General features: G+C 71.7%; 22 protein-coding genes. 13 read left to right on the forward strand and 9 right to left on the reverse strand.

Annotation, left to right across the window (positions count from 1 at the left end; genetic code table 11):
• Window positions 1–209 precede the first annotated feature (209 nt).
• Window positions 210–1622, forward strand: coding sequence for a proline--tRNA ligase (gene proS / locus A6P39_RS37950; RefSeq protein ID WP_067050394.1), 1413 nt, complete (start codon window positions 210–212; stop codon window positions 1620–1622).
• A 216-nt stretch (window positions 1623–1838) separates the two neighbouring features.
• On the opposite strand, the gene A6P39_RS37955 is transcribed toward proS, so the two are convergent.
• Window positions 1839–2195 carry a winged helix-turn-helix transcriptional regulator gene (locus A6P39_RS37955; protein WP_067050391.1) on the reverse strand — a complete coding sequence of 119 codons (357 nt, stop codon included), beginning with the start codon at window positions 2193–2195 and terminating at the stop codon, window positions 1839–1841.
• Window positions 2196–2262: 67 nt separating this feature from the next.
• Here A6P39_RS37955 and A6P39_RS37960 point away from each other — a divergent pair, with 67 nt between their 5' ends.
• From A6P39_RS37960 to A6P39_RS37970, 3 genes are all read left to right on the forward strand, one after another.
• Window positions 2263–3150, forward strand: coding sequence for an NAD(P)-dependent oxidoreductase (locus tag A6P39_RS37960; protein ID WP_067050389.1), 888 nt, complete (start codon window positions 2263–2265; stop codon window positions 3148–3150).
• Between the two features lie 180 nt (window positions 3151–3330).
• Entirely contained in the window at window positions 3331–4284 is a 954-nt protein-coding gene (locus A6P39_RS37965; protein WP_067050386.1) for a LysR family transcriptional regulator, read from the forward strand.
• A gap of 155 nt (window positions 4285–4439) precedes the next feature.
• Entirely contained in the window at window positions 4440–6386 is a 1947-nt protein-coding gene (locus A6P39_RS37970; protein WP_067050383.1) for a collagenase, read from the forward strand.
• Between the two features lie 73 nt (window positions 6387–6459).
• On the opposite strand, the gene A6P39_RS37975 is transcribed toward A6P39_RS37970, so the two are convergent.
• The gene (locus A6P39_RS37975) at window positions 6460–7914 is read right to left on the reverse strand and encodes a glyceraldehyde-3-phosphate dehydrogenase (RefSeq protein ID WP_067050379.1); all 1455 of its coding nucleotides are present in this window, start codon (window positions 7912–7914) and stop codon (window positions 6460–6462) included.
• 203 nt (window positions 7915–8117) lie between these two features.
• On the opposite strand from A6P39_RS37975, the gene A6P39_RS37980 reads away from it, so the two are divergent.
• Complete coding sequence (locus A6P39_RS37980; protein ID WP_331454176.1) at window positions 8118–9326, forward strand: glycosyltransferase family 39 protein; 1209 nt, start codon at window positions 8118–8120, stop codon at window positions 9324–9326.
• Window positions 9327–9545: 219 nt separating this feature from the next.
• On the opposite strand, the gene A6P39_RS37985 is transcribed toward A6P39_RS37980, so the two are convergent.
• Window positions 9546–9860, reverse strand: coding sequence for a hypothetical protein (locus tag A6P39_RS37985; RefSeq protein ID WP_067050373.1), 315 nt, complete (start codon window positions 9858–9860; stop codon window positions 9546–9548).
• 265 nt (window positions 9861–10125) lie between these two features.
• Here A6P39_RS37985 and A6P39_RS37990 point away from each other — a divergent pair, with 265 nt between their 5' ends.
• On the forward strand, window positions 10126–10956 hold the full coding sequence (locus tag A6P39_RS37990; protein ID WP_067050370.1) for a PP2C family protein-serine/threonine phosphatase: 831 nt from the start codon (window positions 10126–10128) through the stop codon (window positions 10954–10956).
• 273 nt (window positions 10957–11229) lie between these two features.
• Window positions 11230–12243 (forward strand): MASE1 domain-containing protein, encoded by a 1014-nt coding sequence (locus A6P39_RS37995; protein WP_067050366.1) that lies wholly within the window; start codon window positions 11230–11232, stop codon window positions 12241–12243.
• 36 nt (window positions 12244–12279) lie between these two features.
• On the opposite strand, the gene A6P39_RS38000 is transcribed toward A6P39_RS37995, so the two are convergent.
• Both A6P39_RS38000 and A6P39_RS38005 read right to left on the reverse strand, forming a co-directional pair.
• On the reverse strand, window positions 12280–13524 hold the full coding sequence (locus A6P39_RS38000; RefSeq protein ID WP_067050363.1) for an RNA polymerase sigma factor: 1245 nt from the start codon (window positions 13522–13524) through the stop codon (window positions 12280–12282).
• The gene (locus A6P39_RS38005; RefSeq protein ID WP_067050360.1) at window positions 13521–13892 is read right to left on the reverse strand and encodes a YciI family protein; all 372 of its coding nucleotides are present in this window, start codon (window positions 13890–13892) and stop codon (window positions 13521–13523) included. The genes A6P39_RS38000 and A6P39_RS38005 overlap by 4 nt, the downstream gene beginning before the upstream one ends.
• Window positions 13893–14140: 248 nt before the next feature.
• Here A6P39_RS38005 and A6P39_RS38010 point away from each other — a divergent pair, with 248 nt between their 5' ends.
• The 3 genes from A6P39_RS38010 (at window position 14141) to A6P39_RS38020 (ending at window position 17943) form a co-directional block, all read left to right on the forward strand.
• Window positions 14141–15637 (forward strand): MFS transporter, encoded by a 1497-nt coding sequence (locus tag A6P39_RS38010; RefSeq protein ID WP_067050357.1) that lies wholly within the window; start codon window positions 14141–14143, stop codon window positions 15635–15637.
• Window positions 15638–15712: 75 nt separating this feature from the next.
• On the forward strand, window positions 15713–16135 hold the full coding sequence (locus A6P39_RS38015) for a MarR family winged helix-turn-helix transcriptional regulator (RefSeq protein WP_067050354.1): 423 nt from the start codon (window positions 15713–15715) through the stop codon (window positions 16133–16135).
• Between the two features lie 149 nt (window positions 16136–16284).
• Window positions 16285–17943: an MFS transporter gene (locus tag A6P39_RS38020; RefSeq protein WP_234379041.1), complete on the forward strand. Its 1659-nt coding sequence runs from the start codon at window positions 16285–16287 to the stop codon at window positions 17941–17943.
• A 139-nt stretch (window positions 17944–18082) separates the two neighbouring features.
• On the opposite strand, the gene A6P39_RS38025 is transcribed toward A6P39_RS38020, so the two are convergent.
• The 3 genes from A6P39_RS38025 to mgrA form a co-directional block, all read right to left on the reverse strand.
• Complete coding sequence (locus A6P39_RS38025; protein ID WP_067050351.1) at window positions 18083–18706, reverse strand: DedA family protein; 624 nt, start codon at window positions 18704–18706, stop codon at window positions 18083–18085.
• A gap of 75 nt (window positions 18707–18781) precedes the next feature.
• Window positions 18782–18964 carry a hypothetical protein gene (locus tag A6P39_RS38030; RefSeq protein ID WP_067050348.1) on the reverse strand — a complete coding sequence of 61 codons (183 nt, stop codon included), beginning with the start codon at window positions 18962–18964 and terminating at the stop codon, window positions 18782–18784.
• 160 nt (window positions 18965–19124) lie between these two features.
• Window positions 19125–20168 (reverse strand): L-glyceraldehyde 3-phosphate reductase, encoded by a 1044-nt coding sequence (gene mgrA, locus A6P39_RS38035; protein WP_067050345.1) that lies wholly within the window; start codon window positions 20166–20168, stop codon window positions 19125–19127.
• 304 nt (window positions 20169–20472) lie between these two features.
• On the opposite strand from mgrA, the gene A6P39_RS38040 reads away from it, so the two are divergent.
• Together A6P39_RS38040 and pgm are read left to right on the forward strand one after the other, a co-directional pair.
• Window positions 20473–21321: a chitosanase gene (locus A6P39_RS38040; protein WP_067050342.1), complete on the forward strand. Its 849-nt coding sequence runs from the start codon at window positions 20473–20475 to the stop codon at window positions 21319–21321.
• 220 nt (window positions 21322–21541) lie between these two features.
• Window positions 21542–23182, forward strand: a complete 1641-nt coding sequence (gene pgm, locus A6P39_RS38045) for a phosphoglucomutase (alpha-D-glucose-1,6-bisphosphate-dependent) (RefSeq protein WP_067050339.1) — start codon at window positions 21542–21544, stop codon at window positions 23180–23182.
• 10 nt (window positions 23183–23192) lie between these two features.
• On the opposite strand, the gene A6P39_RS38050 is transcribed toward pgm, so the two are convergent.
• Window positions 23193–24110 (reverse strand): SGNH/GDSL hydrolase family protein, encoded by a 918-nt coding sequence (locus A6P39_RS38050; RefSeq protein WP_199840886.1) that lies wholly within the window; start codon window positions 24108–24110, stop codon window positions 23193–23195.
• Between the two features lie 447 nt (window positions 24111–24557).
• On the opposite strand from A6P39_RS38050, the gene A6P39_RS38055 reads away from it, so the two are divergent.
• Window positions 24558–25085 (forward strand): hypothetical protein, encoded by a 528-nt coding sequence (locus A6P39_RS38055; RefSeq protein WP_067050335.1) that lies wholly within the window; start codon window positions 24558–24560, stop codon window positions 25083–25085.
• Window positions 25086–25235 lie beyond the last annotated feature (150 nt).

A 25235-nucleotide genomic window follows, 5' to 3' on the forward strand; every position in this document is an offset into this window, starting at 1 on the left:
GTGGCGGTGGCGGTGGCGGTGGCGGTGGCGGTGGCGGCGGTGGTGGCGGCGGTGACGGTGCCGGGGGCGGTGGACACGCGGTACTCCGATCAGGGTCGGCCCGAGATCCTTTGTATCGATAAAAAAGTGGCAGCGCTCCACGACCGGGTCAAGAGCGCGGGCGGGAATTGGTTCGCGCGGCGGCGACCGGTCGTCCTAGCCTGCCCGGCATGGCAAAAGCACCCGTTCTCACGCCCCGGGCGGAGGACTTCCCGCGCTGGTACCAGGACCTGATCACCAAGGCGGAGCTGGCCGACAACGGCCCGGTGCGCGGCACCATGGTCATCCGACCGTACGGGTACGGCCTGTGGGAGCGGATGCAGCAGGAGATGGACGCCCGCATCAAGGCGACCGGCACCCAGAACGCGTACTTCCCGCTGCTCATCCCGGAGTCGTACCTGACCAGGGAGGCCGAGCACGTCGAGGGCTTCGCGCCCGAGCTGGCGGTCGTCACCCATGCGGGCGGCAAGGAGCTGGAGGAGCCCGTCGTGGTCCGCCCCACCTCCGAGACGATCGTCAACGAGTACTTCGCCAAGTGGGTGCGGAGCTACCGCGATCTGCCCCTGCTCATCAACCAGTGGGCCAACGTGGTGCGCTGGGAACTGCGCCCGCGCCTGTTCCTGCGCACCACGGAGTTCCTGTGGCAGGAGGGCCACACCGCGCACGCCACCTACGAGGAGGCCCGGGACTTCGCGGCACGCGTCCAGAGCGAGGTCTACGGCGCCTTCCTGCGCGACGTCCTCGCCATGGACTTCGTCTCCGGGCGCAAGACGGCACGGGAGCGGTTCGCCGGCGCGGTCAACACCCTCACGCTCGAGAGCATGATGGGTGACGGCAAGGCACTCCAGATGGTCACCAGCCACGAGCTGGGCCAGAACTTCGCCAAGGCGTTCCACACGCGGTACCTGTCGAAGGACGGGTGCCAGGAGTACGTCTGGCAGACCTCCTGGGGCTCCACCACCCGCATGATCGGCGCGCTGGTGATGGCGCACGGTGACGACGACGGGCTGCGCGTCCCGCCCCGGCTGGCACCGGTCCAGGCGGTGGTCCTCGCCGTCAAGGGCGACGAGGAGGTGTCGTCCGCCGTCCGCGCGCTCGGCGAGCGGCTGCGGGAGGCCGGCGTGCGCGTCCACGTCGACGACCGCACCGACGTGCCCTTCGGCCGGCGTGCGGTCGACTGGGAGCTGAAGGGCGTGCCCGTACGGATCGAGGTGGGCCCGCGCGAGCTGGAGCACGGCACCGCCGTACTGGTCCGCCGCATCCCGGGCAGCAAGGAGCCGGTCGCCGCCGCGGCGCTGCCCTCGCTGCTGCCCGGGGTGCTGGCGGACGACCAGGCCCTGCTGCTGGCGCAGTCCCGCCGGCGCCGTGAGGACCGCACGGTCGAGGTGACCACGATCGAGGAGGCCGCCGAGGCCGCGAGCGGCGGCTGGGCCCGTATCCCCTGGGAGGCACTGGGCCCGGCCGGCGAGGCCGGGCTGAACGAGCTGGGCATGTCGGTGCGGTGCCTGGTCACGGCGGACGGCCAGGTGCCGGCGAGTGAGGACGAACCGGGGGTCGTCGCGGTGGTGGGCCGGGCCTATTGACCGGTCCTGGTGAGACGGTTTGACCCCTGACGGGGCCGAGGGCCTTGCCGAGGGGTGGTCCGCGCTGCTGCGGGCCGCCCCTCTCGCGTGTCCGCCTTCGCGAACACCCACTTTTTTGTGCGTACTTGGCAGCCGGCACGTGGCCGGGAGAGACTTTTTCCCGAGGCCAGCGGCTCGGCGGCACGACGAAGGGGAGGTGACGACAGCGGCAGCCCGTCAGCGGGCCGCCGGTCGCTCGCGTTCGCGGAGCCGGACCAGGCGGCGGTGTCCCCAGTCCGAGACGGGGCCCAGGGCCTCGGACAGGTCACGGCCGAAATCGGTCAGCGAGTAGACGGTCTTCGGCGGCAGCACGTCGTGCACCTCCCGGTGCACCAGGCCGTCCTCCTCCATCTCGCGCAGCGCCTGCGTCAGCACCTTCTCGCTCAGCCCCGGCAGCCGGCGCCGCAGGGCGGCGGGCCGGTGCGGTCCGGACTCCAGCAGCCACAGCAGGGATGTCTTCCACTTGCCGTCGATCACAGCGATCGCGGCGGTCACCCCGCAGACGTCCGGGTCCTGGGCGCGGCTGCGTGTCATCGGCTTCCCCTTGGGTTCCTGACCGGGCCGTTCGGCCACTTTCCGCTACACGTACAGGAGTTGGAACATGTCCGTGTCCCCGGATCTTCCTGCCGTCACCGTGCTCGGTCTCGGCCCCATGGGCCGCTCGCTGGCCGCCGCGTTCCTGAAGGCGGGGCTCAGTACGACGGTCTGGAACCGCACGCCGGGCAAGGACCGGGAGCTGATCGCGCGCGGCGCCGTAGGCGCGGGAGCGGCCGAGGAGGCCGTGGCCGCCTCCGACGTGACGGTGGTCTGCGTGGTGGACTACGACGCGGTCGACGCCCTGGTGCGGGCCGCACCCGTCTCCCGCGTGCTGAAGGGCCGCACCCTCGTGAATCTGACCGCCGACACCCCGGCGCGCGCCCGGGACACGGCCCACTGGGCCGCTGCCCACGGGATCCGCTACCTGGACGGCGCGATCATGACCCCGGCGCCCAGCATCGGAACACCGGAGGCAGTCTTCCTGCACAGCGGGCCGCGGTCCCTGTACGACGAGCACCGCCCGGTGCTGGAGGCGCTCGGCGGCACGCACACCCACCTCGGCGAGGAGATCGGGCGGGCAGCCACGTTCGACATCGCGCTGCTCGACATCTTCTGGACCGCGATGGCGGGCTACGCCCACGCCGTGGCGATCGCCCGGGCGGAGGGCGTCACCGCCGGGGAACTGGCTCCTTTCGCGCAGGGCATCGGCGCGATCCTGCCGCCGCTGTTCGCCGGGTTCGCCCGGGACGCCGACGAGGGCACCTACTCCGGGGAGATCAACCCCATCACCTCGGCCGTGTCGGCCATGTCCCATGTCGTCGCCGTCTCCGAGTCCCACGGCATCGACGCGGCCGTGATGCGCGCGGCCGAGGGCATGGCCCGGCGCGTCGTCGGCCTCGGCCACGGCACGGACGGATTCATCCGGGTCGCGGAGGTACTGAGCCGACGCTGAGGCCCGCAGCCGCCACCGTCCCCCCGCCCGCACCCCAGGGCGCCGCGGTGTGACCTCGGCTGACCTGCGGCTTGTGCCCGGTAGGGGACAATGGAACGCTTCGACCGCCGGGCGTGACCAGGGACGGCGCGGCGGTGAGCGCGGGTTTTCCGGGCGGCGGACGAGACGAGGAGGGGCGCGATGGAGCTGGAGCTGCGGCATCTGCGGGTGCTGTGCGCGATCGCCGACGCCGGCAGTGTGGGGCGGGCGGCGACACAGCTCGGCTACTCGCAGCCCGCCGTGAGCACCCAGCTGCGCCGCATCGAGCGCCACCTCGGCGAGCCGCTCTTCGAACGCGGAACGAGCGGAGTACGTCCCACCCCCTACGGCGCCGAGGTGGTCGCCCAGGCCCGGGACGTGCTGGCCCGCGCCGACGCCATAGGCCACCGCACCTTGGCCGCACGGCCGCGCCGTACCCTGCGCGTGGCCGCGACCAACTCGCCCATGCTGTCCGGCACCGTCTCCCGCGTCCGTACCCGGCTGCCGGACGTGAACCTCGCGGTCACCAGCGTCTACGCGTCCTCACGGATCGTGGAGCTGCTGGAGGAGGGCGGGGCGGACGCCGCGATCGCCGCCGACTACCCGGGGATGGAGCTGCGCCACTCGGACGCCGTGAAGCACCGCGGGATCGTCACCGAGCCGACGTTCGTCGCCCTGCCCGCCCGGCACCGGCTGCGGCAGTGCGCCCAGGTGCAGCTGGCGGACCTGGCCGAGGACGCGTGGTTCGTGACCCCGGACGACGGTGCCGGCTGGCCCGGGGTGTTCTACGAGGCCTGCGCGGCGGCCGGGTTCACCCCGGTCACGGTCCACGAGTTCCTCGGCGACCAGGGCCAGCTGCAGAGCATGATCGCCGACGGCCTCGGGGTGTCCCTGGTGCAGCCGACGCTGCGGCCGATCCCGCACGTCGTGGTCAAGCCGCTGGTCGGCTCGCCGCTGTGGTGCCGTTACGTGCTGGTCTGGCGGCCCGACACCGTCGACGACGAGGTGCTGGAGGCGCTGTCCCAGTCCGCCATGGCCGCGTACCGCGATCTCGTCGCCCAGGCACCGCACCTGCGGGCCTGGGCCTCGCGCACCTGGAGCGTCACCGGGGCGTAGCGGCACAACGGCACGTCAAGCGCGCGTCGCGATGTTATGAGACGTCAGTGTCATGTGCTATGTCACACGGCATTGTTGGTCGGGAGGCCCGCTGAGACAGTGCCTCACACGCCTCAACACCCCACCGAGGCGCATCCCTTCGTGGAGGAACCCAGATGCGCTATCGCTTCGCGCTGCCCGGACGCGGACGCGGCCGAACGGCCGCACGCATGGCCGGTGCCGCCGCCGTCTGCGTCACCATGGCCGGCCTGCTCTCCGCGCCGGCACTGGCCGCACCCCGGCCGCCCTCCGGTACGGCGGCCGTGCCCCGCGCGCGCACCTCCGTGCCGTCGCCGGCCGGTGCCACCGCCGCTGCCACCGAGCGCCCCGCGAACCAGTCCCGTCGGCTCAGTCCGGCCCAACTCCCGCCGATCCAGCCCCTGTCGGCCCGCCCGGCGCGGAGAGCGGCCAAGGCGGCCTCGTGCACCCCGGCCGACTTCGGCAGCCGTACCGGCTCCGCCCTCGCCGCCTTCGTGAAGGCCTCGACCACGGACTGTGTGAACACCCTCTTCGCGGTCACGGGCCAGGACGCGCACGGCATCTTCCGCCAGCCCCAGATGCTCACCGTGGCGGCCGCGTTCACCCGCGCCGCCGCGCAGTACCGTGGTGACGACTCCGGCGGCCTGGAGCAACTGGTCCTGTTCCTGCGGGCCGGATACTACGTCCAGTTCAACCACTCGGCGGACGTGGGCCCGTACACCTCCCGTCTCACCACGGCCGTCACCACCGGACTGGACGCCTTCTTCGCCCGCTCGCACGCCTACGACGTGACGGCGGCCAACGGCGACATCCTCGGCGAGACCGTCGTCCTCACCGACAGCGCCGACCAGCAGGGCCGCTATCTCCCCGTCTACCAGCGGCTGTTGAGCGACTACGACAGTTCGTACGACACCGTGGACAGCATGGTCAGGGCGGTCAACGACGTCTACACCCCGCTGTGGCGCGGGAACTGGAACCCCGACTACGTCCAGGCGGTTGCCGCCGACCCGTCGGTCACCGACACCCTGCACGACTTCGCGCTGGACCACACCGACCTGCTCGGCACCGATCTGGCCTTCCTGGACTCCAACGCGGGCATGAACCTGGCCCGTTACGTGGAGCACCCCGAACTCCAGTCGGACGTACGGCCGTTGGCCAAGGACCTGCTGGACGAGTCGGAGATGACCGGCCCCACGGCCGCACTGTGGGTCGCGGTGGCCACACAGGCGAGTGCCTACGACGGTGCCGACTGCGCGTACTACGACGTCTGCGACCTGCCCGCCAGGCTCACCGCCGCCGCCCTGCCCGTCACCCACCACTGCGACGCGGCGCACACCGTCCGCGCCGAGTCACTGACGGCCGACGACCTCGCCGCCGTGTGCGCCAGCGTGCTGAACCAGGACGCCTACTTCCGGAACCTGGTCAAGGCCGACGGGCCGATACCCGGCCAGTACGCCTCCACCATCCAGCTCGTCGTCTTCGCCAGCCGCGCCGACTACCAGACCTACGCCGGCGCCATCTACGGCGTCAGCACCGACAATGGCGGCATCACGCTCGACGGCAACCCGTCCGACCCGGGCAACCAGACCACGTCGATCATGTACCAGAAGGGCTCCGACGACGGATTCACGGCCCGGATCTGGAACCTCAACCACGAGTACACGCACTTCCTCGACGGCCGTGACGACATGAAGGGCGACTTCGCCACGCAGACCTCGGTGCCGGACGTGTGGTGGATCGAGGGCCTGGCCGAGTACGTCTCCTACGGCTACCGGGGGCTGGCCGACGACCAGGCGGTCCAGGAGGCCGGCAAGCACACGTACACGCTGAGCACGCTCTTCGAGAACACCTACGCCAACAGCGACACGACCCGCACCTACCCGTGGGGCTACCTCGCCGTGCGCTACATGGCCGAGCACCACCCCGACGACGTCCAGCACATGCTCGCCCGCTTCCGCACCGGTGACTACGCCGGCGGATACGCCGTCTACCACGACGGCATCGGCACCCGCTACGACGCCGACTTCGACCAGTGGCTCACCACGTGCGCCGCGGGCGGCTGCGCCCAGCCCTCGAAGGCGTGAGCGCACCTGCCCCAGCAGGACGGCCGCCGACCGGAACCCCGGTCGGCGGCCGTCGTGTCCGAGGGCTACGGCATCACACGGCCGTGGCCGGGAACGTCGGGTACTCGACGCCCGAGACGTGCTGGACGACCCGGACGACCTGGCAGGAGTAACCGAACTCGTTGTCGTACCACAGGTAGAGGATCGCGTTGTCGCCGTCGACCTTGAGGGCGCCGGCGTCCACGATCGAGGCGTGGCGCGAGCCGATGAAGTCGCTGGAGACCGCGTCGGGCGCCGTGGTGAAGTCGATCTGGCGGCGCAGCGGCGAGGTCAGCGAGACCTCGCGCAGGTGGTCGTGGACCTCCTCGCGGGTGGTCTCACGGGCCAGCTGGAGGTTGAGGATCGCGATCGAGACGTCCGGCACCGGGACGCGGATCGAGCTGCCGCTGATCTTCGCCTTGAGTTCCGGCAGCGCCTTGGCGACGGCGGAGGCGGCACCGGTCTCGGTGATCACCATGTTGAGCGGCGCGGAACGGCCACGGCGCTCGGACTTGTGGTAGTTGTCCAGCAGGTTCTGGTCGTTGGTGAACGAGTGGACGGTCTCCACGTGGCCGCGCAGCACGCCGTACTCGTCGTCCATCGCCTTCAGCGGCGGGACGATGGCGTTGGTGGTGCACGAGGCGCAGGACAGGATCTGCTCGTCCGGCTTGACGGTGTCGTGGTTGACGCCGTGCACGATGTTCGGGACGTCGCCCTTGCCCGGCGCGGTCAGCACGACCTTCTCGATGCCGGGGCGCAGGTGCTTGGACAGGCCCTCGCGGTCGCGCCACTTGCCGGTGTTGTCGATGAGGATGGCGTCCCGGATGCCGTACTCGGTGTAGTCGACGGCCGTCGGGTCGTCGGCGTAGATCACCTTGATGGCGTTGCCGTTGGCCACGATGGCGCTGTTCGCCTCGTCCACGGTGATCGTGCCGTGGAACTGGCCGTGGATGGAGTCGCGGCGCAGCAGCGAGGCGCGCTTGACGAGATCCTCGGTGGCCCGGCCGCCGCCACCGCGCACCACGATGGCGCGCAGCCTGAGGCCGTTGCCGGAGCCGGCCTTCTCGATCAGCAGGCGGGCGACGAGGCGGCCGATGCGGCCGAAGCCGTACAGGACGACGTCGCGCGGCTCACGGCGCTCGATCTTGTTGCCGCCGGTCGCGCCGGCGACGGCCTCGGCGGTGAAGTCCGCCACGCTCAGCCCGCGGTCGTCGGCGTTGTACATGCCGGCCAGCAGGCCGAGGTCGATCTGGGAGGGCCCGAGGTCGAGGTCGGTCAGGGCCCGCAGGAACGGCATGGTCTCGGTGACGGACAGCTCCGCGCCGGCGATCTGCCGCGCGAAGCGGTGCGTCTTCAGGATGCTGACCACCGACTTGTTCACCAGGGAGCGGCTGTGCAGCAGGACGGTCACGTCCCGCTCGCGGTGCAGCTTCCCGATGAGCGGGATCATCGACTCCGCGATCTCCTCGCGGATCTTCCAGTTGGTGAACGAGTCGTCGTTGACAGTCACAACATCCATCTTTCGAGCTAGGCAGCGCTCATATGTTTACCACATGCTGTGTCGATCACTCCGGGCACCGTCGACGGGATGCCGATACGGGTGGTTTGCCCTGTTTCTGAGACAAGGAGGAATTTCCTGAATCAGGGTGGAAGTGTGTAAGAAACCCGGGTCGCGGATTGCACGTCTTACCAGGCGTGTTCAAGGTCAAGAGGGTGAGCACCTCATCCGTACCCCGGCCCGAGTCGGCCGTCCCGTCCGGTCCCCCGCGTCGTCCGGCCCTGCCCCGGATCGTCCGGCGAGGGACCCCCGAGGGCGTGCTGCCGGCCCTCGCTCTGTTCACGGCAGTCCGGTTCGCCGGGGTCCTGGCGATGATCCTCACCAACGCGGCGCGGGGCCACCCGCTGGTCAAGACCCTCGCCCACTCCTGGGACTCCCGCTGGTATCTGCACATCGCCGCCGAGGGCTACGGCCACAAGATCTGGATCACCCCGCAGGGCGCCGTCCAGGCCGACTGGGCGTTCTTTCCCCTGTACCCGGGCATGATCAGGGCGCTGACCACGGTCCTGCCGCTGACCCCCGGCCAGGCCGCCCTCCTCATCTCCTGGATCTGCGCGGTCGTGGCGGCGTACGGCGTCTACGCCATCGGCCACCACCTCTACGGACGTGGCGTCGCCACCGCACTGGTCGCCCTGTGGGCCGCCATGCCGCACGCCGCCGAACTGACCATCGCCTACACCGAGTCGCTGTTCGCCGCGCTCGCCATCTGGTCCCTGTACCACGTGATCAAGGGCAACTGGCTGTGGGCCGGAACGCTGGCCGCGCTGGCGGGCCTCGCCCGGCCCAGCGGTTTCGCGATCGCGGTGGCCGTCTCCCTGGCCGCCGCCTGGGAGGCGTGGCGCCGCCGCGGCCGGGTTCCGGTGAGCCTGTGGGCCGGCGCCGTGCTGGCCCCGCTCGGCTGGCTCGGCTACGTGCTGTGGGTGGGCAGTCAGACCGGAGACCTGCTCGGCGGCTACTTCAAGGTGCAGAGCGCCTGGGACTCCAAATTCGACTTCGGCATCGGCTCGGCCCGGTTCGTCAAGGGCCTGCTGCTGCACGGCGGGGGCGTCGTCTACCCGATGGCCCTGGTGATAGTCGCGGCGGGCGTCCTGCTGTTCGCGCTGCTGTGCCTGGAGCGTGCCCCGCTGGCTCTGGTGGTCTTCTCGGGGGTCCTGATCCTGCTCGTGGTCGGCGGATCCGGCTCCTTCTCCTCCAAGCCGCGTTTCCTGCTGCCGGCCTTCCCGCTGCTCATCCCCATGGCCCGCGCGCTCGCCCGGACCTGGCGGCTGCGCCCGGCCCACGCGGTCCTCGTCTACGGCGCCCTCACCATCACGTCTCTGCTGTTCGGTGCCTATCTGACGACGGTGGCCAAGTCCCCGCTCTGAGTCTCCGCAGGCTGTGACCCGGGCTGCTGCTCACGCCCGCCCGGGCTCGGCGTAGGGGAGTGCCGGTGTCATCAACAGGGTGCTGGTGGCACCGGTGAGCGGCCGCCCGCCCGGCCCTCGGCGTCGGCGCTGCACCTGGCCGTCCCAGGACTGGACACGGGTGGCACGCCGGCGCCTGGTCGCGCGAGCGTGCCACCCGTTGTCGGCGTGGGGTGCAGGTCAGCGCGGGTCGAACACCACGCTGGCGAAGCGCGCGCCGCTGGGCGCCGACTGGCCGGGGGCGAGCCGGGTCGCCGACCCCTTGCACTTCTTCTGCGCGTAGACGACCAGGGCCTTCTTCGTGGCGTTGCGGGCGGCGCGCGCCTCCTGCGCCATGTCGAGGCACTTGTGCTGGGGCGGGTTGTCGAGGGCGTACGCCTTGCCCTGGGGGCCGACCCAGATGAACGTGCCGTCCGCCGCGAGCGCGGTGCCGGTGGTGGTCAGAGCGAGGGCGAGTCCGCCGAGAACGGCGACGAGCGGACGGCACAGGCGCATGGTGGGGTCCCTCCGTGGGGGTGAAAAGGGGGTGAGAGAAGGAGCGGCCCGGGGCCGCAGCCGTAATCTCCCACTCCGGTACGGCCCGGCCCGGGCCCCGACACGGGCACGTCCACCGTCCGGGGGAGCGGAACGGATACCGGAATCGACCTCGCATCCGGACCCCGTCCGGGAGCACGATCAAGAGATATCGGTAAAATCTAGACGTTTGCCAGAAATTCAGGCAGATGGCCTGGGAAGGTCACCGCCCTGCCGGAAGTGATCGATGCCCCGCAAGCGCTCCACGGACGAAGGCGACGAACTGCTGGCCCGACTCGGCTCGCTCACCGCCCAGGCACGCGAGCGCGCGGAGCTGCAGCGCAGCCAGGTCGAGCTGGCCATCGCCCTGCAGCGCGGCATGCTGCCCCGGGACCTGCCCACCGCCCCCGGGCTGCATCTCGCCGTTCGGTACACCCCGGCCAACCTCGGACTCAACGTGGGCGGTGACTGGTACGACGCCTTCGCCCTGCCCGACGGCCGGATAGGGCTGGCCATCGGCGACGTCCAGGGACACAACATCGAGGCCGCCGCCTTCATGGGCCAGGTCCGGGCCGGACTGCGCGCCCTCGCCTCCGTCACCAGTGACCCGGGCGAACTCCTCGCCCGCACCAACGACCTGCTGCTCTCCCTGGGCAGCGACCTCTTCGCCACCTGCACCTTCATGCGCCTCGACCTGGTCACCGGGGTGCTGGAGAGCGCCCGCGCCGGTCACATCCCCTTCGTGTGGGCCACGGCGGACGGCAAGTCCGGCGTCGTCGACGACGAGGGCGGGCCGCCGCTCGGCATCGAGACCGGCATGTCGTACCCGGTGACCCGGCACCGGCTGACCACGGGCGGTGTGTTCGTCCTGCTCACCGACGGCGTGGTCGAAGGCCCCTCACTGACCATCGAGGACGGCCTCGACCAGGTGGTGCGCCTGGCCGGGATAGCCGCCGTCGCGAGCCTGAAGCCCCAGTCGCTGGCCGCCGCCGTGATCAAGGGCGCCGAGAGCGTCGGCCACGAGGACGACGCGGCCGTCCTCGTCGTCGGCCTGGACGCACCGTGCCACCGGTCGTGAGGGTCCTGACGCAGACCTGGGCGAGCCTGCTCCTTCGGTCCGGACCGCTGCGTCGCCGGCCCGGACGGGCCCCGTCCCGGCCGCGCGTGTGTTGTCGTCGGCCCGGGCGGGCCTGCTTCTGCGGCCTCGGCCGGCCTCGTGCCTCGTGCCTCGCGCCCTGTGGCTGGGGCCGGCCGGGCCGTTCGTGTGGTGTCGGGCGGCATTAGGCCATAGGGCCGGACGGCACCCGCTCTCGTCTCGCCGAGCCGGGGGTGCCGGTGTGAGATTGCTGCTGTGGTGGGTATCGAGGATCTGCGCCGGCCGGGCGGTTACGCCTTCCAGGTGGTGGCCGTCGCGGCCTGCTACTTCGGCGCGGGCCGGCTCGGACTCATGCGCGAACTGGTCGTCGAGGGCGCCGTCGTCACCCCCATCTATCCCGCCAGCGGCGTCGCCGTCGCCGCGCTGTTGATCCTCGGGATGCGCTGCTGGCCCGGCATCACGCTCGGCGCCTTCTTCGTCGTGCTGTCCATCACCATGCCCCGCCTCGACGTGCTCGGCACCCTCGCCGGCCAGACCGGCGCACCGGTGTGCGCTGCGCTCCTGCTGCGCCGGGCCCGCTTCCACACCGACCTGGGCCGGCTGCGCGACGGCCTCGCCCTGGTGTTCCTGGCCGCGTTCGGCGCCATGCTGATCAGCTCGACCGTGGGCGTCGGGCTCCTCGTCGTCATGGACAAGCTGGCCGCGCAGAGCTTCCCGCCGGTCTGGCTGGCCTGGTGGGTGGGCGACGCGATGGGCGTCCTGATCGTCACCCCGCTGCTGCTGTTGCTCTGCGGCGCCCGCTGGCCGCCGTCCCTGGCCCGCTGGAAGGAGGCGGCCGCGCTGACGGTCGTCGCCTGCTGTCTGGTGCCGGTGGCCGTCTACAGCTCGCTCAGCCTGCTCTACCTCGTCTACCCGCTCCTGATCTGGTCCGCCCTGCGCTTCCAGCTCGTGGGCAGCGCGCTGTGCGCGCTGTTGTGCTCCGTGCTGGCCACGGTGGCCGCGACGGACGCCGTCGGCGCGTTCGCCGGGCTGAGCCCGGTCGAGGTCATGGCCAAGCTCCAGGCGTTCAACGGCTCGATGGCCCTGACCGCGCTCCTGCTGTCGGCCGTGATCACCGAGCAGCGCAACACCCGCCGCTCGGTGGAGCAGGCCTGCCAGGAACTCGTCGAGGTCCTGGAACACCTCACCGCCGGCGAGGCCCCGCCGCCACGCCCGCAAGGGGATCCCGACGGCCCGGACGACGGGCTCTGGCGCAGGGGATCCCGGTGAGCCACCCGGGCCCGCCCGCTAGTGCCACGCCCCGGCTCAGGGCCGCACCGGTGGCGGCACCGGGGACGCGAGGCGTGCGACCCGGCTCGCCCGGGACTCCAGATAGCGCTGCTCGGCGATGCTGGCGGTGGCTTTCGCGGCGCTGCGGTAGTGCTCGTACGCCCCGGCCGTGTCGCCCGTCCGCTCCAGCAGATGCGCCCGGACGGACAGCAGGCGGTGGTGCCCGGCGAGCCGTCCGTCGTCGTCCAGCTCGGACAGCAGGGCCAGCCCGGCCGCCGGACCCTCGGTCTCGGCGAGCGCGATCGCGCGGTTGAGGGTGACCATCGGGTTCGGCGCGATCCGTTCCAGGATCAGATACAGCGCGTACACCTGCGGCCAGTCGGTCTCCTCGGCCGTGGCCGCGTCGGCGTGCGTGGCGGCGATGGCGGCCTGCAGCTGGTACGGCCCCAGCGCCGGGCCGGCCAGCGCCGTCCTGACCAGCTCCAGTCCCTCCTCGATCAGCGCGCGGTCCCACCGCTCGCGGTCCTGCTCGGCGAGCGGCACCAGGTCACCGGCCGCCGTCGTCCGCGCCTCCCGGCGGGCGTGGGTGAGCAGCATCAGCGCGAGCAGCCCGGTCACCTCGTCGTCGTCCGGCAGCTGCGCGTGCACCGTCCGGGTCAGCCGGATCGCCTCGTGCGCGAGGCCGGTGCGCTGCAGCTCGCTGCCCGAGGAGGCGGTGTAGCCCTCGTTGAAGATCAGATAGAGCACGTGCAGCACGACCCGCAGCCGCTCCTCGCGCTCCGGGCCCTCCGGCAGGCCGAACGAGCTGCCGGCGGCCCTGATGCGCTGCTTGGCCCGGCTGATCCGGGCCGCCATCGTGGCCTCCGGCACCAGGAAGGCGCGCGCGATCTCGGCCGTGGTCAGGCCGCCGACCGCGCGGAGCGTCAGGGCGGTCTGGGACGCCGCGGTCAGCGTCGGGTGACAGCACAGGAACAGCAGGACGAGCGTGTCGTCGGTGTCCGGTACGTCGCCGGGGGACACTTCGGCGGCCAGCGCCGACTCCCGTTCGCGTCGCGCGTGGTCGCTGCGCATCTGGTCGATCAGCCGCCGGGACGCGACCGTCGTCAGCCAAGCGCGCGGACTGTCCGGTACGCCCTCGTCCGGCCACTGCACGGCAGCGGCGAGAACGGCCTCCTGAACGGCGTCCTCGCACCCTTCGAACCGGCCGTACCGGCGCACCAGCGCACCGAGGACCCGCGGGGTGAGGTCACGCAGCAGGTCCTCGATCGCCGGTGCTGTCATGCCTCCAATTGTCCCTCGGAGAACATCACCTGCCGCACCTCGACCCCCAGGCCCGCGATCCTGGTGTCCGGGATCCGTGCCGCCAGCTCGATCGCCCGCTCCTTGTTCTCGCAGTCGATCAGGTAGAAGCCGCCCAGGTACTCCTTGGCCTCCAGGAAGGGGCCGTCGGTCACCACCGGCCGGCCGTCCCGGACGCGGACCACGGCGGCCTGCGACGGGTCGACCAGCGCCTGCGTGACGATCAGCTCGCCGGACTGCTTCAGCTCCTCGATGAACTTGGTGTGGCCGTCGCCGATGGCCGCCTTCTCCTCGTCGGTCAGCGCGTCCAGCACGGCCGGGTTGATGTGCAGGCCGATCAGGAACTTCATCGCGTGCTCCTCGTGCTCCTCGTGGTGCGCGGGCCCCGGCCGGGGCCCCTTCGACCGGTTGGTCGGAGCCGCTGCAGCCGTCTTGACATCCCCCGCCCGAAGATTCCCACGAGTTTTCCGCCGCCACGGAGATTTCCGCCGGCCCCGTGTCAAGAAGCTCCCGGCCGCTCCGACCCACCGCCGGGACGTCCCCGACCCACCGGGGACGTCGAGACCGATGAGAACCGAGAGAACAGGGAGTCACCGTGATGCGGGTCAACCGGGCATGGCTGGGACTGGCCGTCCTGATGCTGCCGACTCTGCTCGTCGCGATGGACATGACGGCACTGCTCCTCGCGCTGCCGCGGCTGAGCGCCGACCTCGGCGCCGGCAACGTCCAGCAGCTGTGGATCAGTGACAGCTACGGACTGATGGTGGCGGGCCTCGTCATCACGATGGGCACGCTGGGCGACCGGATCGGCCGGCGGCGGCTGCTGATGACCGGCGCGGCGGCCTTCGTGGTGCTGTCGGTCGCGGCGGCCTTCGCGGTCAGCCCGCTGATGCTGATCGTCGTACGCGCGCTGCTGGGCGTCGCCGGTGCGACCCTGGCGCCCTCCACCCTCGCCTTGATCACCAACATGTTCCGCGACGAGCGACAGCGCGGGAAGGCCATCGCGATCTGGGCGACCTGCCAGTTCACCGGCGGCGCGCTCGGCCCGGTGCTCGCCGGGTTGCTGCTGCAGCACTTCTGGTGGGGCTCGGTGTTCCTGGCCGCCGTACCGGCGATGCTCGTGCTGCTGCTCGCCGGGCCCGTCCTGCTGCCGGAGTTCCGCAGCGACCGGGCCGGGCGGCCGGACCCGGCCAGTGCGGCGCTGTCGCTCGTCGCCGTGCTGCTGCTGATCTACGGCGTCAAGCAGCTGGCCGTCGGGAGCGCCCCGGCCGGGCCGGCGGTGGCCCTCGTCGTCGGCGCCGCCGTCGGCCTGCTGTTCGTCCGCCGTCAACTGCGGCTTCCCGCACCGCTGCTGGACCTGCGGCTGCTGCGCAACCGCCCGTTCACGGCCGTCCTGGTCGCGCTGGTCTTCGCCGGTATCGCCATGGCCGGCACGGGCCTGCTGGTGACCCAGTACCTGCAGAGCGTGCTGGGTCACTCGCCGCTCACGTCGGCGCTGCTGTTCGCCCCCATGGGACTGGGCGTGGCGGTCGGCACGCTGACCGCGCCGGCGCTGGCGCGGCGGATGCGGCACACGACCGCGATCGCCGGCGGGCTGACGGCGTCGGCCCTGGGCGGCCTTCTGCTGACCGGTGTCCGCGCGACGAGCGGCCTGCCGCTGGTGATGACCGGGATCGCCGTGCTGGCGCTGGGCACCGGCCCGCTGTTCGCGCTCGGCACCGGACTGGTCGTCGGATCCGTACCCGCGGAGCGGGCCGGCTCGGCGGCGTCGATGTCGGAGACCGGCAACTACTTCGGCGGTTCGCTCGGCTTCGCGCTGCTCGGCGTGCTGGCCGCGGTGGTCTACCGCGACCGGATGCACGGCACGTCCGACTCGCTGGCCGGCGCGATCGCCGCCGGCCGGCACCTTCCGGCCGGACAGCGCGCCGAACTGCTGCACAGCGCGCGGGAGGCGTTCACCGCCAGTCTGCACGTCATCGGAGTCGTAGCCGCCGTCATCTTCGCCGGCCTGGCCGTCCTCACCCTGGCCATGCGCCCGGCAACCCGGGCCACACACGCGCCCGCACTGCGCGACTACGAGTCGACCCGCTCGTGACACCGGCCGGGACACTCGCGTCATTACTTACGCTTGATTGAACAGTCCAGACTGATAAACCTATCGTTAGTACGCATGGACACCGTTGCACTCGCCGCCGAACTCCGGCTGACCATGGGCCGCATCGTCCGCCGACTGCGCCAGGCGCACGCGGTCGGGGACGTGTCGCTCTCCGAGGTCTCGGTGCTGGCCAGGCTCGCCCGCACCGGCCCGGACTCGCCCGGCTCGCTCGCCGAGCTGGAGCGGGTCCGGCCGCAGGCGATGGCCACCACGATCGCCGGGCTGGAACAGCGCGGGCTGGTGCGCCGCACGCCCGACACCGCCGACGGGCGCCGGGCCATCGTCTCGCTCACCAGCGAGGGAGAGACCGTGGTGGAGCAGCGCCGCTCCGAGTCCGTGGGCCGGCTGGCCCACGCCCTGGACGAGTTCACCCCGCAGGAGAGGCAGGCCCTGTACGACGTCCTGCCCCTGCTCGACCGACTGGCGCAGCGGCTGTGAGCGGCCCCCGGTCCGCGCCGGACGGCCTCGGCGGCGGCATCCGCGGCCGGCTGGTGGCCCGCTCCGCCCGCCTGCGGGACACACCGCCGGGCCCCGGCTACAAGTGGGTCGCCCTGTCCAACACCACGCTCGGCGTGCTGATCGCCACGATGGACGCCTCCATCGTGATCATCTCGCTGCCGGCGATCTTCCGCGGCATCGGGCTGGACCCGCTCGCGGCCGGCAACATCGGCTACCTGCTGTGGATGATCCTCGGCTATCTGCTGGTCTCGGCCGTACTGGTGGTCGTCCTCGGCCGGCTCGGCGACATGTTCGGCCGGGTCCGGATCTACAACCTCGGTTTCCTGGTCTTCGCGTGCGCCTCCGTCGCCCTGTCCCTCGACCCGTTCCGGGCCGGCGCGGGCGCGCTGTGGCTGATCCTGTTGCGCGTCGTGCAGGCCTTCGGCGGGTCCATGCTCACCGCCAACTCGGCGGCCATCCTCACCGACGCCTTCCCGGCCCGCCAGCGCGGCATGGCCCTCGGCGTCAACCAGATCACCGCGCTCGCCGGGCAGTTCCTCGGTCTGCTCGCCGGCGGTCTGCTGGCCGCGGTCGACTGGCGGGCGGTGTTCTGGGTGAGCGTCCCTGTCAGCATCACCGGCACCGTCTGGTCGTATCTGAGCCTGCGCGAGACCGCGGCCGGCGGACGCGGCCGGATCGACTGGCTCGGCAACGTCACCTTCGCCACCGGCGCCGGCATCCTGCTCGCCGGCATCACCTACGGCATCCAGCCCTACGGCGGCCACCCCACCGGCTGGACCAACCCCTGGGTGCTCACGGGTCTGACCGGCGGAGTGTTCCTGCTGCTGGTGTTCTGCTTCGTCGAGACCCGGGTCGCCGAGCCCATGTTCCGGCTGTCGCTGTTCAAGGTGCGGGCCTTCGCCGCCGGCAACCTGGCCGCCCTGCTGACCGCGATCGCCCGCGGCGGACTGCAGTTCATGCTCATCATCTGGCTCCAGGGCATCTGGCTGCCGCTGCACGGCTACGACTTCGAGGACACCCCGCTGTGGGCCGGCATCTTCATGCTGCCGCTCACCCTCGGCTTCCTGATCGCCGGCCCGGTCTGCGGCTATCTGTCCGACCGGTTCGGCGCCCGCCTCTTCTCCACCGCCGGACTGCTCGTCGTCGCCGCGTCCTTCCTCGGCCTGCTCGCCCTGCCGGTGAACTTCGGCTACGGCGCCTTCGCGACACTGCTGCTGTTCAACGGCCTGGGCCAGGGCATGTTCTCCTCGCCCAACACCTCCTCCATCATGGGCAGCGTGCCCGCCCGCTACCGGGGCGTGGCCTCCGGGATGCGCTCCACCTTCCAGAACTCGGGCACGGCCCTGTCCATCGGTGTCTTCTTCACGCTGATGGTCTCGGGCCTCGCCAGTACCCTGCCGAGGACGCTCGCCGGCGGGCTGCAGGCCCACGGCGTGCCCGCGGGCACCGCCCACCAGGTGGCCTCGCTGCCGCCGGTCAGCACCCTGTTCGCCACCTTCCTCGGCACCAACCCCATCGGCCACCTGCTCGGCTCCGGCGGCACCCTGGACCGGCTGACCGCGGCCCAGCGCGCCACGCTCACCGGCCACACCTTCTTCCCCGAACTGGTCTCCGGCCCCTTCCACCACGGTCTGGGCATCGTCTTCAGCGTGGCGGCCGGCATGGCCCTGGTCTCCGCGCTGGCCTCCGCCCTGCGCGGCGGCCACGAACGCGCCGACGACGACACCCCCGAGGGCGGGCACGACACGAGCGGACACGGCTCGTGGCGGGCAGCGCGCTCCTCGTGATGGACGAACTTCGTCGCGGGCGAGCCGGGAAGTTCTTCCCCAGCCAGGCGGACGTGCTGTCCGTCACGGAGTGATTGGACGAAGCCCCTCGCCGGGCAGGAGAGTGCCCCCGGGCGACCGACGGCCCGGCAGGACGGGGTCAGCCGTGGCGCCGCCTGCGCACGAAGTGCCGTACGACGAGGGCCGCGACGAGCACGGCGGCGGCGCCGACGACGTACAGCAGATAGCGGTTGACCTCGTCGTAGATGACCGTGATGTGACTGCCCGCCAGGTAGGCCAGAGTCGTCCACAGGCCCACCCACAGCGCCGCGCCGAGCGCGTTGAACGCGAGGAAGCGGCGCCAGTGCATGCCCGAGGTGCCGGCGATGATGCCGTTGGCCTGGCGCAGCCCCTCGATGAAGCGGGCCACGGTCACGATCTTGCCGCCGTGCCGGGCGAAGAACTCCTCGGCCACCGCGAAGCGCTCCGGCGTCAGGAAGACGTACTTCCCCCACCGGTGCACGAACGCCCGCCCGCCGACCCGGCCGATCAGATACCCGATGTTGTCCCCGACGAGGGCCGCGACGAAGGCGATGACCGCCACCGCCACCACGTTCAGCCGCCCCGCGCCCGCGTACACCCCCGCCGCCAGCAGGATCGTCTCGCCCGGCGCGGGCACCCCGAAGTCCTCCACCAGGACCACCGCCCCCACCGCCCAGTACCCGTAGTGCTCGAGCAGCGGCGCCAGATGGGCCAGCGGGCCCGGGAGCGGAGGGGCGGACATGATTCAACGGTACGTCCCGGCGAACCGGTCGGTCGGTTGCGCGCACGCGCCGGCGGCGGCCGGGACCCGGAGCGGCTACGCGCCGAAGCGGGCGGTGCTCTCGTCGTCGCCGAGGCCGGGCTGGCAGGCGTGACACAGCTCGTGGTCCCCGTCGCGCGTGACGACGGTTCCCCAGCCCAGGCACACCTCGCAGTCGCGGGCGAGGGCCAGGTCCGGGCGGGGAGGCAGAAGGGGGCTGAGGTGGGCTCCGTGTGCCATGCGATTGCGGCTCCTCGGAAGTCGCGGTGGAAACGGCGCTGGGGCGAGGCGATGACAACGCTGTCAGCCGTGACTTCAGTATGTCCGACTTATGCCATATGTCAGTGATGAATGTCACATCGGAGTGCCCCTCTTCCAGGACCGCGCACCTCGGGGCCGGTCAGCCGAGGTGGCCCAGCCGGGCCTCCCGCCACAGGTCCACGCCGCCGTCGGCCGCGTACTTGTCGATCTCGGCCAGCTCCTCGGCGCTGAAGCCGAGGTTCTGCAGAGCCGCGACGTTCTGCTCCAGCTGCTCGGTCCGCGAGGCGCCGATGACCAGCGACGTCACCCGCTCGTCGCGCAGCGCCCAGGCGAGCGCCAGCTGGGCCAGGGTCTGGCCGCGCCGGGCCGCGATGTCGTTGAGGGCGCGCAGCCGGTGCCGCATGTCCTCCGTGAGCCAGGAGGCGTCGAACGACGTGCCCTGCGCGGCCCGCGAGTCCTGCGGCACCCCGTCGAGGTAACGGCCCGTCAGCAGCCCCTGGGCGAGCGCCGTGAAGCCGATGACGCCAAAGCCCTCCTCCTCGGCCGCGTCCAGCAGCCCGTCGGTCTCGATCCAGCGGTTGAGCATGCTGTACGACGGCTGGTGGATCAGCAGTGGGGTGCCCAGCTCGCGCAGGATCGCGGCCGCCTGCCGGGTGCGCTCGGCGTCGTAGGAGGAGATGCCGACGTAGAGGGCCTTGCCCTGGCGTACGGCGGTGTCGAGCGCGCCCATCGTCTCCTCCAGCGGCGTGCTCGCGTCCAGCCGGTGGGAGTAGAAGATGTCCACGTAGTCCACGCCCATGCGGCGCAGCGACTGGTCCAGCGAGGCCAGCACGTACTTGCGCGAGCCACCGCCCTGCCCGTAGGGGCCGGGCCACATGTCCCAGCCGGCCTTGGTGGAGATCACCAGCTCGTCCCGGTACGGCGCGAGGTCCCGCTTGAGCAGCCGGCCGAAGTTCAGCTCGGCCGCGCCGTACGGCGGGCCGTAGTTGTTGGCGAGGTCATGGTGGGTGATCCCGAGGTCGAAGGCGCGCAGGGCGATCTCGCGCTGGGTCTCGAACGGGCGGTCGTCGCCGAAGTTGTGCCAGTAGCCGAGCGACAGGACCGGCAGGTCCAGTCCCGAGCGGCCGGTGCGCCGGTAGCGCATGGTGCCGTCGTAGCGAGCGGGGTCCGCGACGTGGGTCATCGGGTCTTCTCCGGGTGGTGCCGTAGGGGGTCGCCCCTCCCTGTGCGGGCGGGCCCGTCCACCCTGCGTCCGCGCGCCGCGCAAGTCCAACCGCCGTCCCGGATGGGATTGAGCGGTTCCGCTTCTTAATCGGGCACGGGCTTCCCGGCGGGGCGCGGACGGCCATTCCCGGCGGCAGTGGTTGTTCGATCCTACGAACTTCACCCGAAGCGGGTTACCGGCTTGTCGCCTCTCTGATAGGAAACTTTCCTACCAGTGCCGGTATGGACCAACTCCCCACCCCCCGCCTTGACTTGGAGTCCCTGTGGTGCACGCAGACCGCGAAACAGCCCCCGCCGCCGTCTCCCGCCGGACCGTCGTCGCCCTGCTCGGCGCCGCCGTCGCCTCCGGTGCCCTGATCGGCACCCAGCGCGCGAGCGCGGCACCGACGGCACGGGCGGCGTCGACGGGCCTCGACGACCCGGCGAAGAAGGAGATCGCCATGGAACTCGTCTCGAGCGCGGAGAACTCCTCGCTCGACTGGAAGGCCCAGTACAAGTACATCGAGGACATCGGCGACGGGCGCGGCTACACGGCCGGCATCATCGGCTTCTGTTCCGGCACCGGCGACATGCTCGAGGTCGTCCAGCTCTACGCCGACCGCAAGCCCGGCAACATCCTCGCCAAGTACCTGCCCGCGCTGCGCAAGGTCAACGGCAGCGACTCGCACGCCGGCCTCGACCCGAACTTCCCCAAGGACTGGCGCAAGGCCGCCCAGGACGCCGTGTTCCAGCAGTGCCAGAACGACGAACGCGACCGCGTCTACTTCAACCCCGCGGTCGCCCAGGGCAAGGCGGACGGCCTGCGCACCCTCGGCCAGTTCTGCTACTACGACGCCATCGTCATGCACGGCAACGGCGACGACCCCACCAGCTTCGGCAACATCCGCAAGCGGGCCCTGCGCAGCGCCCAGCCGCCGGCGCAGGGCGGCGACGAGACGACGTACCTGGACGCCTTCCTCGACGCCCGGGTGTGGGCCATGAAGCAGGAGGAGGCGCACAGCGACACCAGCCGGGTCGACACCGAACAGCGGGTCTTCCTGCGCAAGGGCAACCTCGACCTGGACACCCCGCTCGACTGGAAGGTGTACGGGGACAGTTACCACATCGGCTGACCTGCCAGGCGCCGGACAGGAAGTCCGAGGACAGGCCGTCGGGTGCCGTTCCCGGGACACCGGGCGCGGCCCGGCGGCCTGCCGTGCGCGCAACGGGGGGAACCAGGGGAACCGGCTCCTGAGGCGGGCGCACTCGCGTGTCAGGGCCCTGACGAGAAAGATGGGCGGGGAGCGATCGGTCACACGGATGTCGATCACACCGAGGCGGAGGAACGGACTCATGCCGCACGAGCGAGCGGGCCGGCCGGCCGGCCCCGAGGACCTTGTCGACGTGGCCCGGCTGGTCACGGCGTACTACGCGCTGCACCCGGACCCGGCCGACCCCGGACAGCGGGTCGCGTTCGGCACCTCCGGGCACCGGGGCTCCTCCCTGGCGAGCGCCTTCAACGAGGACCACATCGCCGCGACCAGCCAGGCCATCTGCGAGTACCGTGCCGCCCAGGGCACCGACGGACCGCTCTTCCTGGGCGCCGACACGCACGCCCTGTCGGAGCCCGCCAGGGTCACCGCCCTGGAGGTGTTCGCCGCGAACGGCGTGAGCGTGCTCATCGACAGCGCCGACGGTTACACGCCCACCCCCGCCGTCTCGCACGCCATCCTCACCCACAACCGCGGCCGGACCTCGGCTCTCGCCGACGGCGTCGTGGTCACCCCGTCGCACAACCCGCCCGCCGACGGCGGCTTCAAGTACAACCCGCCGAGCGGCGGCCCGGCGGCCTCCGACGCCACCGCACGGATCCAGGACCGGGCCAACGAGATCGTCTCCGGCGGCCTGAAGGACGTACGCCGGGTGCCGTACGCCCGGGCGCTCGCCGCCGGGACGACCGGCCGGTACGACTTCCTCGGCACTTACGTCGGCGATCTGCCGAGCGTGCTGGACCTCGACGCGATCCGTGCGGCCGGGGTACACATCGGCGCCGACCCGCTCGGCGGCGCCTCGGTCGGCTACTGGGGCCGGATCGCCGAACAGCACCGCATCGACCTCACCGTGGTCAATCCGCACACCGACCCCACCTGGCGGTTCATGACGCTGGACTGGGACGGCCGGATCCGGATGGACTGCTCCTCGCCGTACGCGATGGCCTCGCTCATCGAGCGGCGCGACCAGTACCGCATCGCCACCGGCAACGACGCCGACGCCGACCGGCACGGCATCGTCACCCCGGACGCCGGCCTGATGAACCCCAACCACTACCTCGCGGTCGCCATCTCCTACCTCTACCGGCACCGCGACCGGTGGCCCGCCGGCGCCGGCATCGGCAAGACGCTGGTCTCCTCGACGATGATCGACCGGGTCGCCGCCGACCTGGGCCGTCAACTGGTGGAGGTCCCGGTCGGATTCAAGTGGTTCGTGGACGGACTGGCCGGCGGGACCCTCGGGTTCGGCGGCGAGGAGTCGGCCGGCGCGTCCTTCCTGCGCCGCGACGGCTCGGTGTGGACCACCGACAAGGACGGCATCATCCTGGCCCTGCTCGCCTCCGAGATCACGGCCGTCACGGACCAGACCCCGTCGGAGCACTACGCCCGCCTGACCGCCCGCTTCGGTGAACCCGCCTACGCCCGTGTCGACGCGCCCGCGACCCGCGAACAGAAGGCGCTTCTCGGCACGTTGTCCCCGGCGCGGGTCGGCGCCGACACGCTCGCCGGAGAGGCGGTCACGGCCGTCCTCACCGAGGCACCCGGCAACGGCGCGGCCATCGGCGGGATCAAGGTCACCACGGACAACGCCTGGTTCGCGGCGCGTCCTTCGGGCACCGAGGACGTCTACAAGGTCTACGCCGAGTCCTTCCTCGGCCCCGACCACCTCGCCCGGGTGCAGGAGGAGGCCAAGGCCGTGGTGCAGAGCGCGCTCGGCGGCTGACCGCCTAAGCTCAGCCGCGCCCGCGGTGCCGGCCGAGGCGGTCCAGGACCGCCTGGGCCATGGCCTGTTCCCCCTTGGCGTTGGGATGTGCCGGTGCCGCGGGGGAGGCGGGCTGGAGCGGCTCGATCCAGCGGTCCGCGGGCGACTTGCACATGTCGTGGCCGACCGTGGGGCCGTACGTGTCGACGTACTCGGCCCGGTTGACGGCGGCCACCAGCCGCAGCATCAGGTTCAGGCGCTTCTCGGTGTCCCGCAGATAGGGGAAGTCCCCTTGCGCGAACGGGACTTGGGGGAAGCAGCCACTGCCGTCGTCGGGCAGCAGGTCCGGGTAGCCGACGACGACCACCCGGGCGTGCGGCGCCCGGGCGTGCACGGCCCGCAGCACCCGGTCGACCTTCGGCGCGGTCCGGATGATCGCGAGGACCAACTGGTCCTGGCCGGATGCCTGGTAGGAGTGCTCGCACGGACTGCCCGTGGGGTCCTGGGCGGCGAGATGGACGCATGTACTGATGACCGGGCCGAACCCGACGTCGTTGCCGCCGATCTGAACCGTCACGAGATCCGTGTCCCGCCCCACCGCGTCCAGTTGGGGTGCGTTGCTGCCCTGTGCCTGCCACATCTCGGCGGTCGTCGCGCCGGCGCAGCTGACGTCCGTGAAGACGGCCGCCTTGCGCTGTGCGGCCACCAGGGAGGGGTAATTGTGGTCGGAGCGGGCGCAGTTGGCGTCCACCTGGCCGGGGATGCCCGGGCCCGAGGTGTAGGAGTCGCCGAGGGCCACGTAGTCGGGCGCGCGGCCGGGCCCGCCGGAGTGTGCGGCGGCCGGGGCCGTCGAGGCGGCGACGAGGGCGCAACCGCCCAGCGCCGCCCCGAGCACCGCGGCGCGCCGCCGGCCTCTCGTCCTGTCCGCCGGACGGATGTCCTTCGTCATGGATCCTCCCCTCGGTTCGACTGAGTCTGTATACCGTCCGGTAGGTCGCGCAGACCAGAAGCGGGAAGCAACGAGTTGCCGGAGGGACGCGTGCCGCCTCTGCCCCCGTCGAGCGGGCCCCGCCTGGCGAAGCAGCCCGGACGCCTCAACGCCCGGCTCAAAACAGGCAGTTGGCCGGGATGCGGCCCTGCGGGCAAACGGTGGGCCGCGTTCCGCCGGGAGCGGACCGTCGCGTCCCCGCCAATGTCGCCCGCGGTGCCCCCGGGCCCGCGGCGGCCGTCAGCCCCTGGTGTCACCCGGCCTCGGCGTGCGCGGATGTGGCCCACACACCGCTGTCACCCGGCCATCGCAACTTCTTCACACGGCTGTTGCTTTCGGCCGCCCGGTGGCGGGGGCCGCGTTGGCACCGAAGACGCCGCGCCGACCGCCTGCCTAGCCTCCCGGGCCATGCGATCACCTCTGCTGAGACGCCTCGGTCTCACCGCCGTCCTCGCCTTCGTCCTCACCGTCTTCGGGCTCGCCCCCGTCGCCGGCGCCGCCGATCCCGCACCCGCCGCCCTCACCTTCACCACCGACAGCGCCACCACCACACCGGGCGGCACGGTCAAGCTGTCGATGACGATCACGAACAACAAGACCTACGACATCCTGTTCGTATACCAGACCATCGACCCGACCTGGCTCACCACCCAGCGCCCGGACCTGAAGTACAGCTTCACCGGCTGCAGCCTGGCCACCGCCGCCGGTGGCACCGCCTGCTCCGGCACCGGCCCGACCAACCTCGGCGGCAACTATGGCGCCACCGTCCCGCCCGGTCAGAGCCGCACCGTCACGCTGACCCTGCAGATCGCGGCCGACTCCGGCTGCAACGGCAACATCGGCTTCTACTCGTACTACTACGCCGAGTTCAGCGACGGCACCAACACCAGCGGCGGGCCCGTCTACACGCCCGAGACGCGCGTGCTCTGCGTCTGACGGACTGCTCGGTTCCGCGGCCCGGGTGACCGGAATCGGCCCCAGGGCCGGGTGCGCCGCGCGGCACGGACCACCGCTTGCTCGCCCGGCGGACCGCCACGGTCCGCCGGTGCGTCGTACGGCGGCCGGACCAGCGGCCGGAGCCGTCCG

The sequence above is a fragment of the Streptomyces sp. FXJ1.172 genome, from assembly GCF_001636945.3.
Classification (GTDB): Bacteria; Actinomycetota; Actinomycetes; order Streptomycetales; family Streptomycetaceae; genus Streptomyces.

Bases quoted from the DNA above. Each gene is read 5' to 3' on its own strand.
- proS (WP_067050394.1), top strand. From the start codon at position 210: ATGGCAAAAGCACCCGTTCTCACGCCCCGGGCGGAGGACTTCCCGCGC.
- A6P39_RS37955 (WP_067050391.1), bottom strand. From the start codon at position 2,195: ATGACACGCAGCCGCGCCCAGGACCCGGACGTCTGCGGGGTGACCGCC.
- A6P39_RS37960 (WP_067050389.1), top strand. From the start codon at position 2,263: ATGTCCGTGTCCCCGGATCTTCCTGCCGTCACCGTGCTCGGTCTCGGC.
- A6P39_RS37965 (WP_067050386.1), top strand. From the start codon at position 3,331: ATGGAGCTGGAGCTGCGGCATCTGCGGGTGCTGTGCGCGATCGCCGAC.
- A6P39_RS37970 (WP_067050383.1), top strand. From the start codon at position 4,440: ATGCGCTATCGCTTCGCGCTGCCCGGACGCGGACGCGGCCGAACGGCC.
- A6P39_RS37985 (WP_067050373.1), bottom strand. From the start codon at position 9,860: ATGCGCCTGTGCCGTCCGCTCGTCGCCGTTCTCGGCGGACTCGCCCTC.
- A6P39_RS37990 (WP_067050370.1), top strand. From the start codon at position 10,126: ATGCCCCGCAAGCGCTCCACGGACGAAGGCGACGAACTGCTGGCCCGA.
- A6P39_RS38000 (WP_067050363.1), bottom strand. From the start codon at position 13,524: ATGACAGCACCGGCGATCGAGGACCTGCTGCGTGACCTCACCCCGCGG.
- A6P39_RS38005 (WP_067050360.1), bottom strand. From the start codon at position 13,892: ATGAAGTTCCTGATCGGCCTGCACATCAACCCGGCCGTGCTGGACGCG.
- A6P39_RS38010 (WP_067050357.1), top strand. From the start codon at position 14,141: ATGCGGGTCAACCGGGCATGGCTGGGACTGGCCGTCCTGATGCTGCCG.
- A6P39_RS38015 (WP_067050354.1), top strand. From the start codon at position 15,713: ATGGACACCGTTGCACTCGCCGCCGAACTCCGGCTGACCATGGGCCGC.
- A6P39_RS38020 (WP_234379041.1), top strand. From the start codon at position 16,285: ATGGACGCCTCCATCGTGATCATCTCGCTGCCGGCGATCTTCCGCGGC.
- A6P39_RS38025 (WP_067050351.1), bottom strand. From the start codon at position 18,706: ATGTCCGCCCCTCCGCTCCCGGGCCCGCTGGCCCATCTGGCGCCGCTG.
- A6P39_RS38030 (WP_067050348.1), bottom strand. From the start codon at position 18,964: ATGGCACACGGAGCCCACCTCAGCCCCCTTCTGCCTCCCCGCCCGGAC.
- mgrA (WP_067050345.1), bottom strand. From the start codon at position 20,168: ATGACCCACGTCGCGGACCCCGCTCGCTACGACGGCACCATGCGCTAC.
- pgm (WP_067050339.1), top strand. From the start codon at position 21,542: ATGCCGCACGAGCGAGCGGGCCGGCCGGCCGGCCCCGAGGACCTTGTC.
- A6P39_RS38050 (WP_199840886.1), bottom strand. From the start codon at position 24,110: ATGACGAAGGACATCCGTCCGGCGGACAGGACGAGAGGCCGGCGGCGC.
- A6P39_RS38055 (WP_067050335.1), top strand. From the start codon at position 24,558: ATGCGATCACCTCTGCTGAGACGCCTCGGTCTCACCGCCGTCCTCGCC.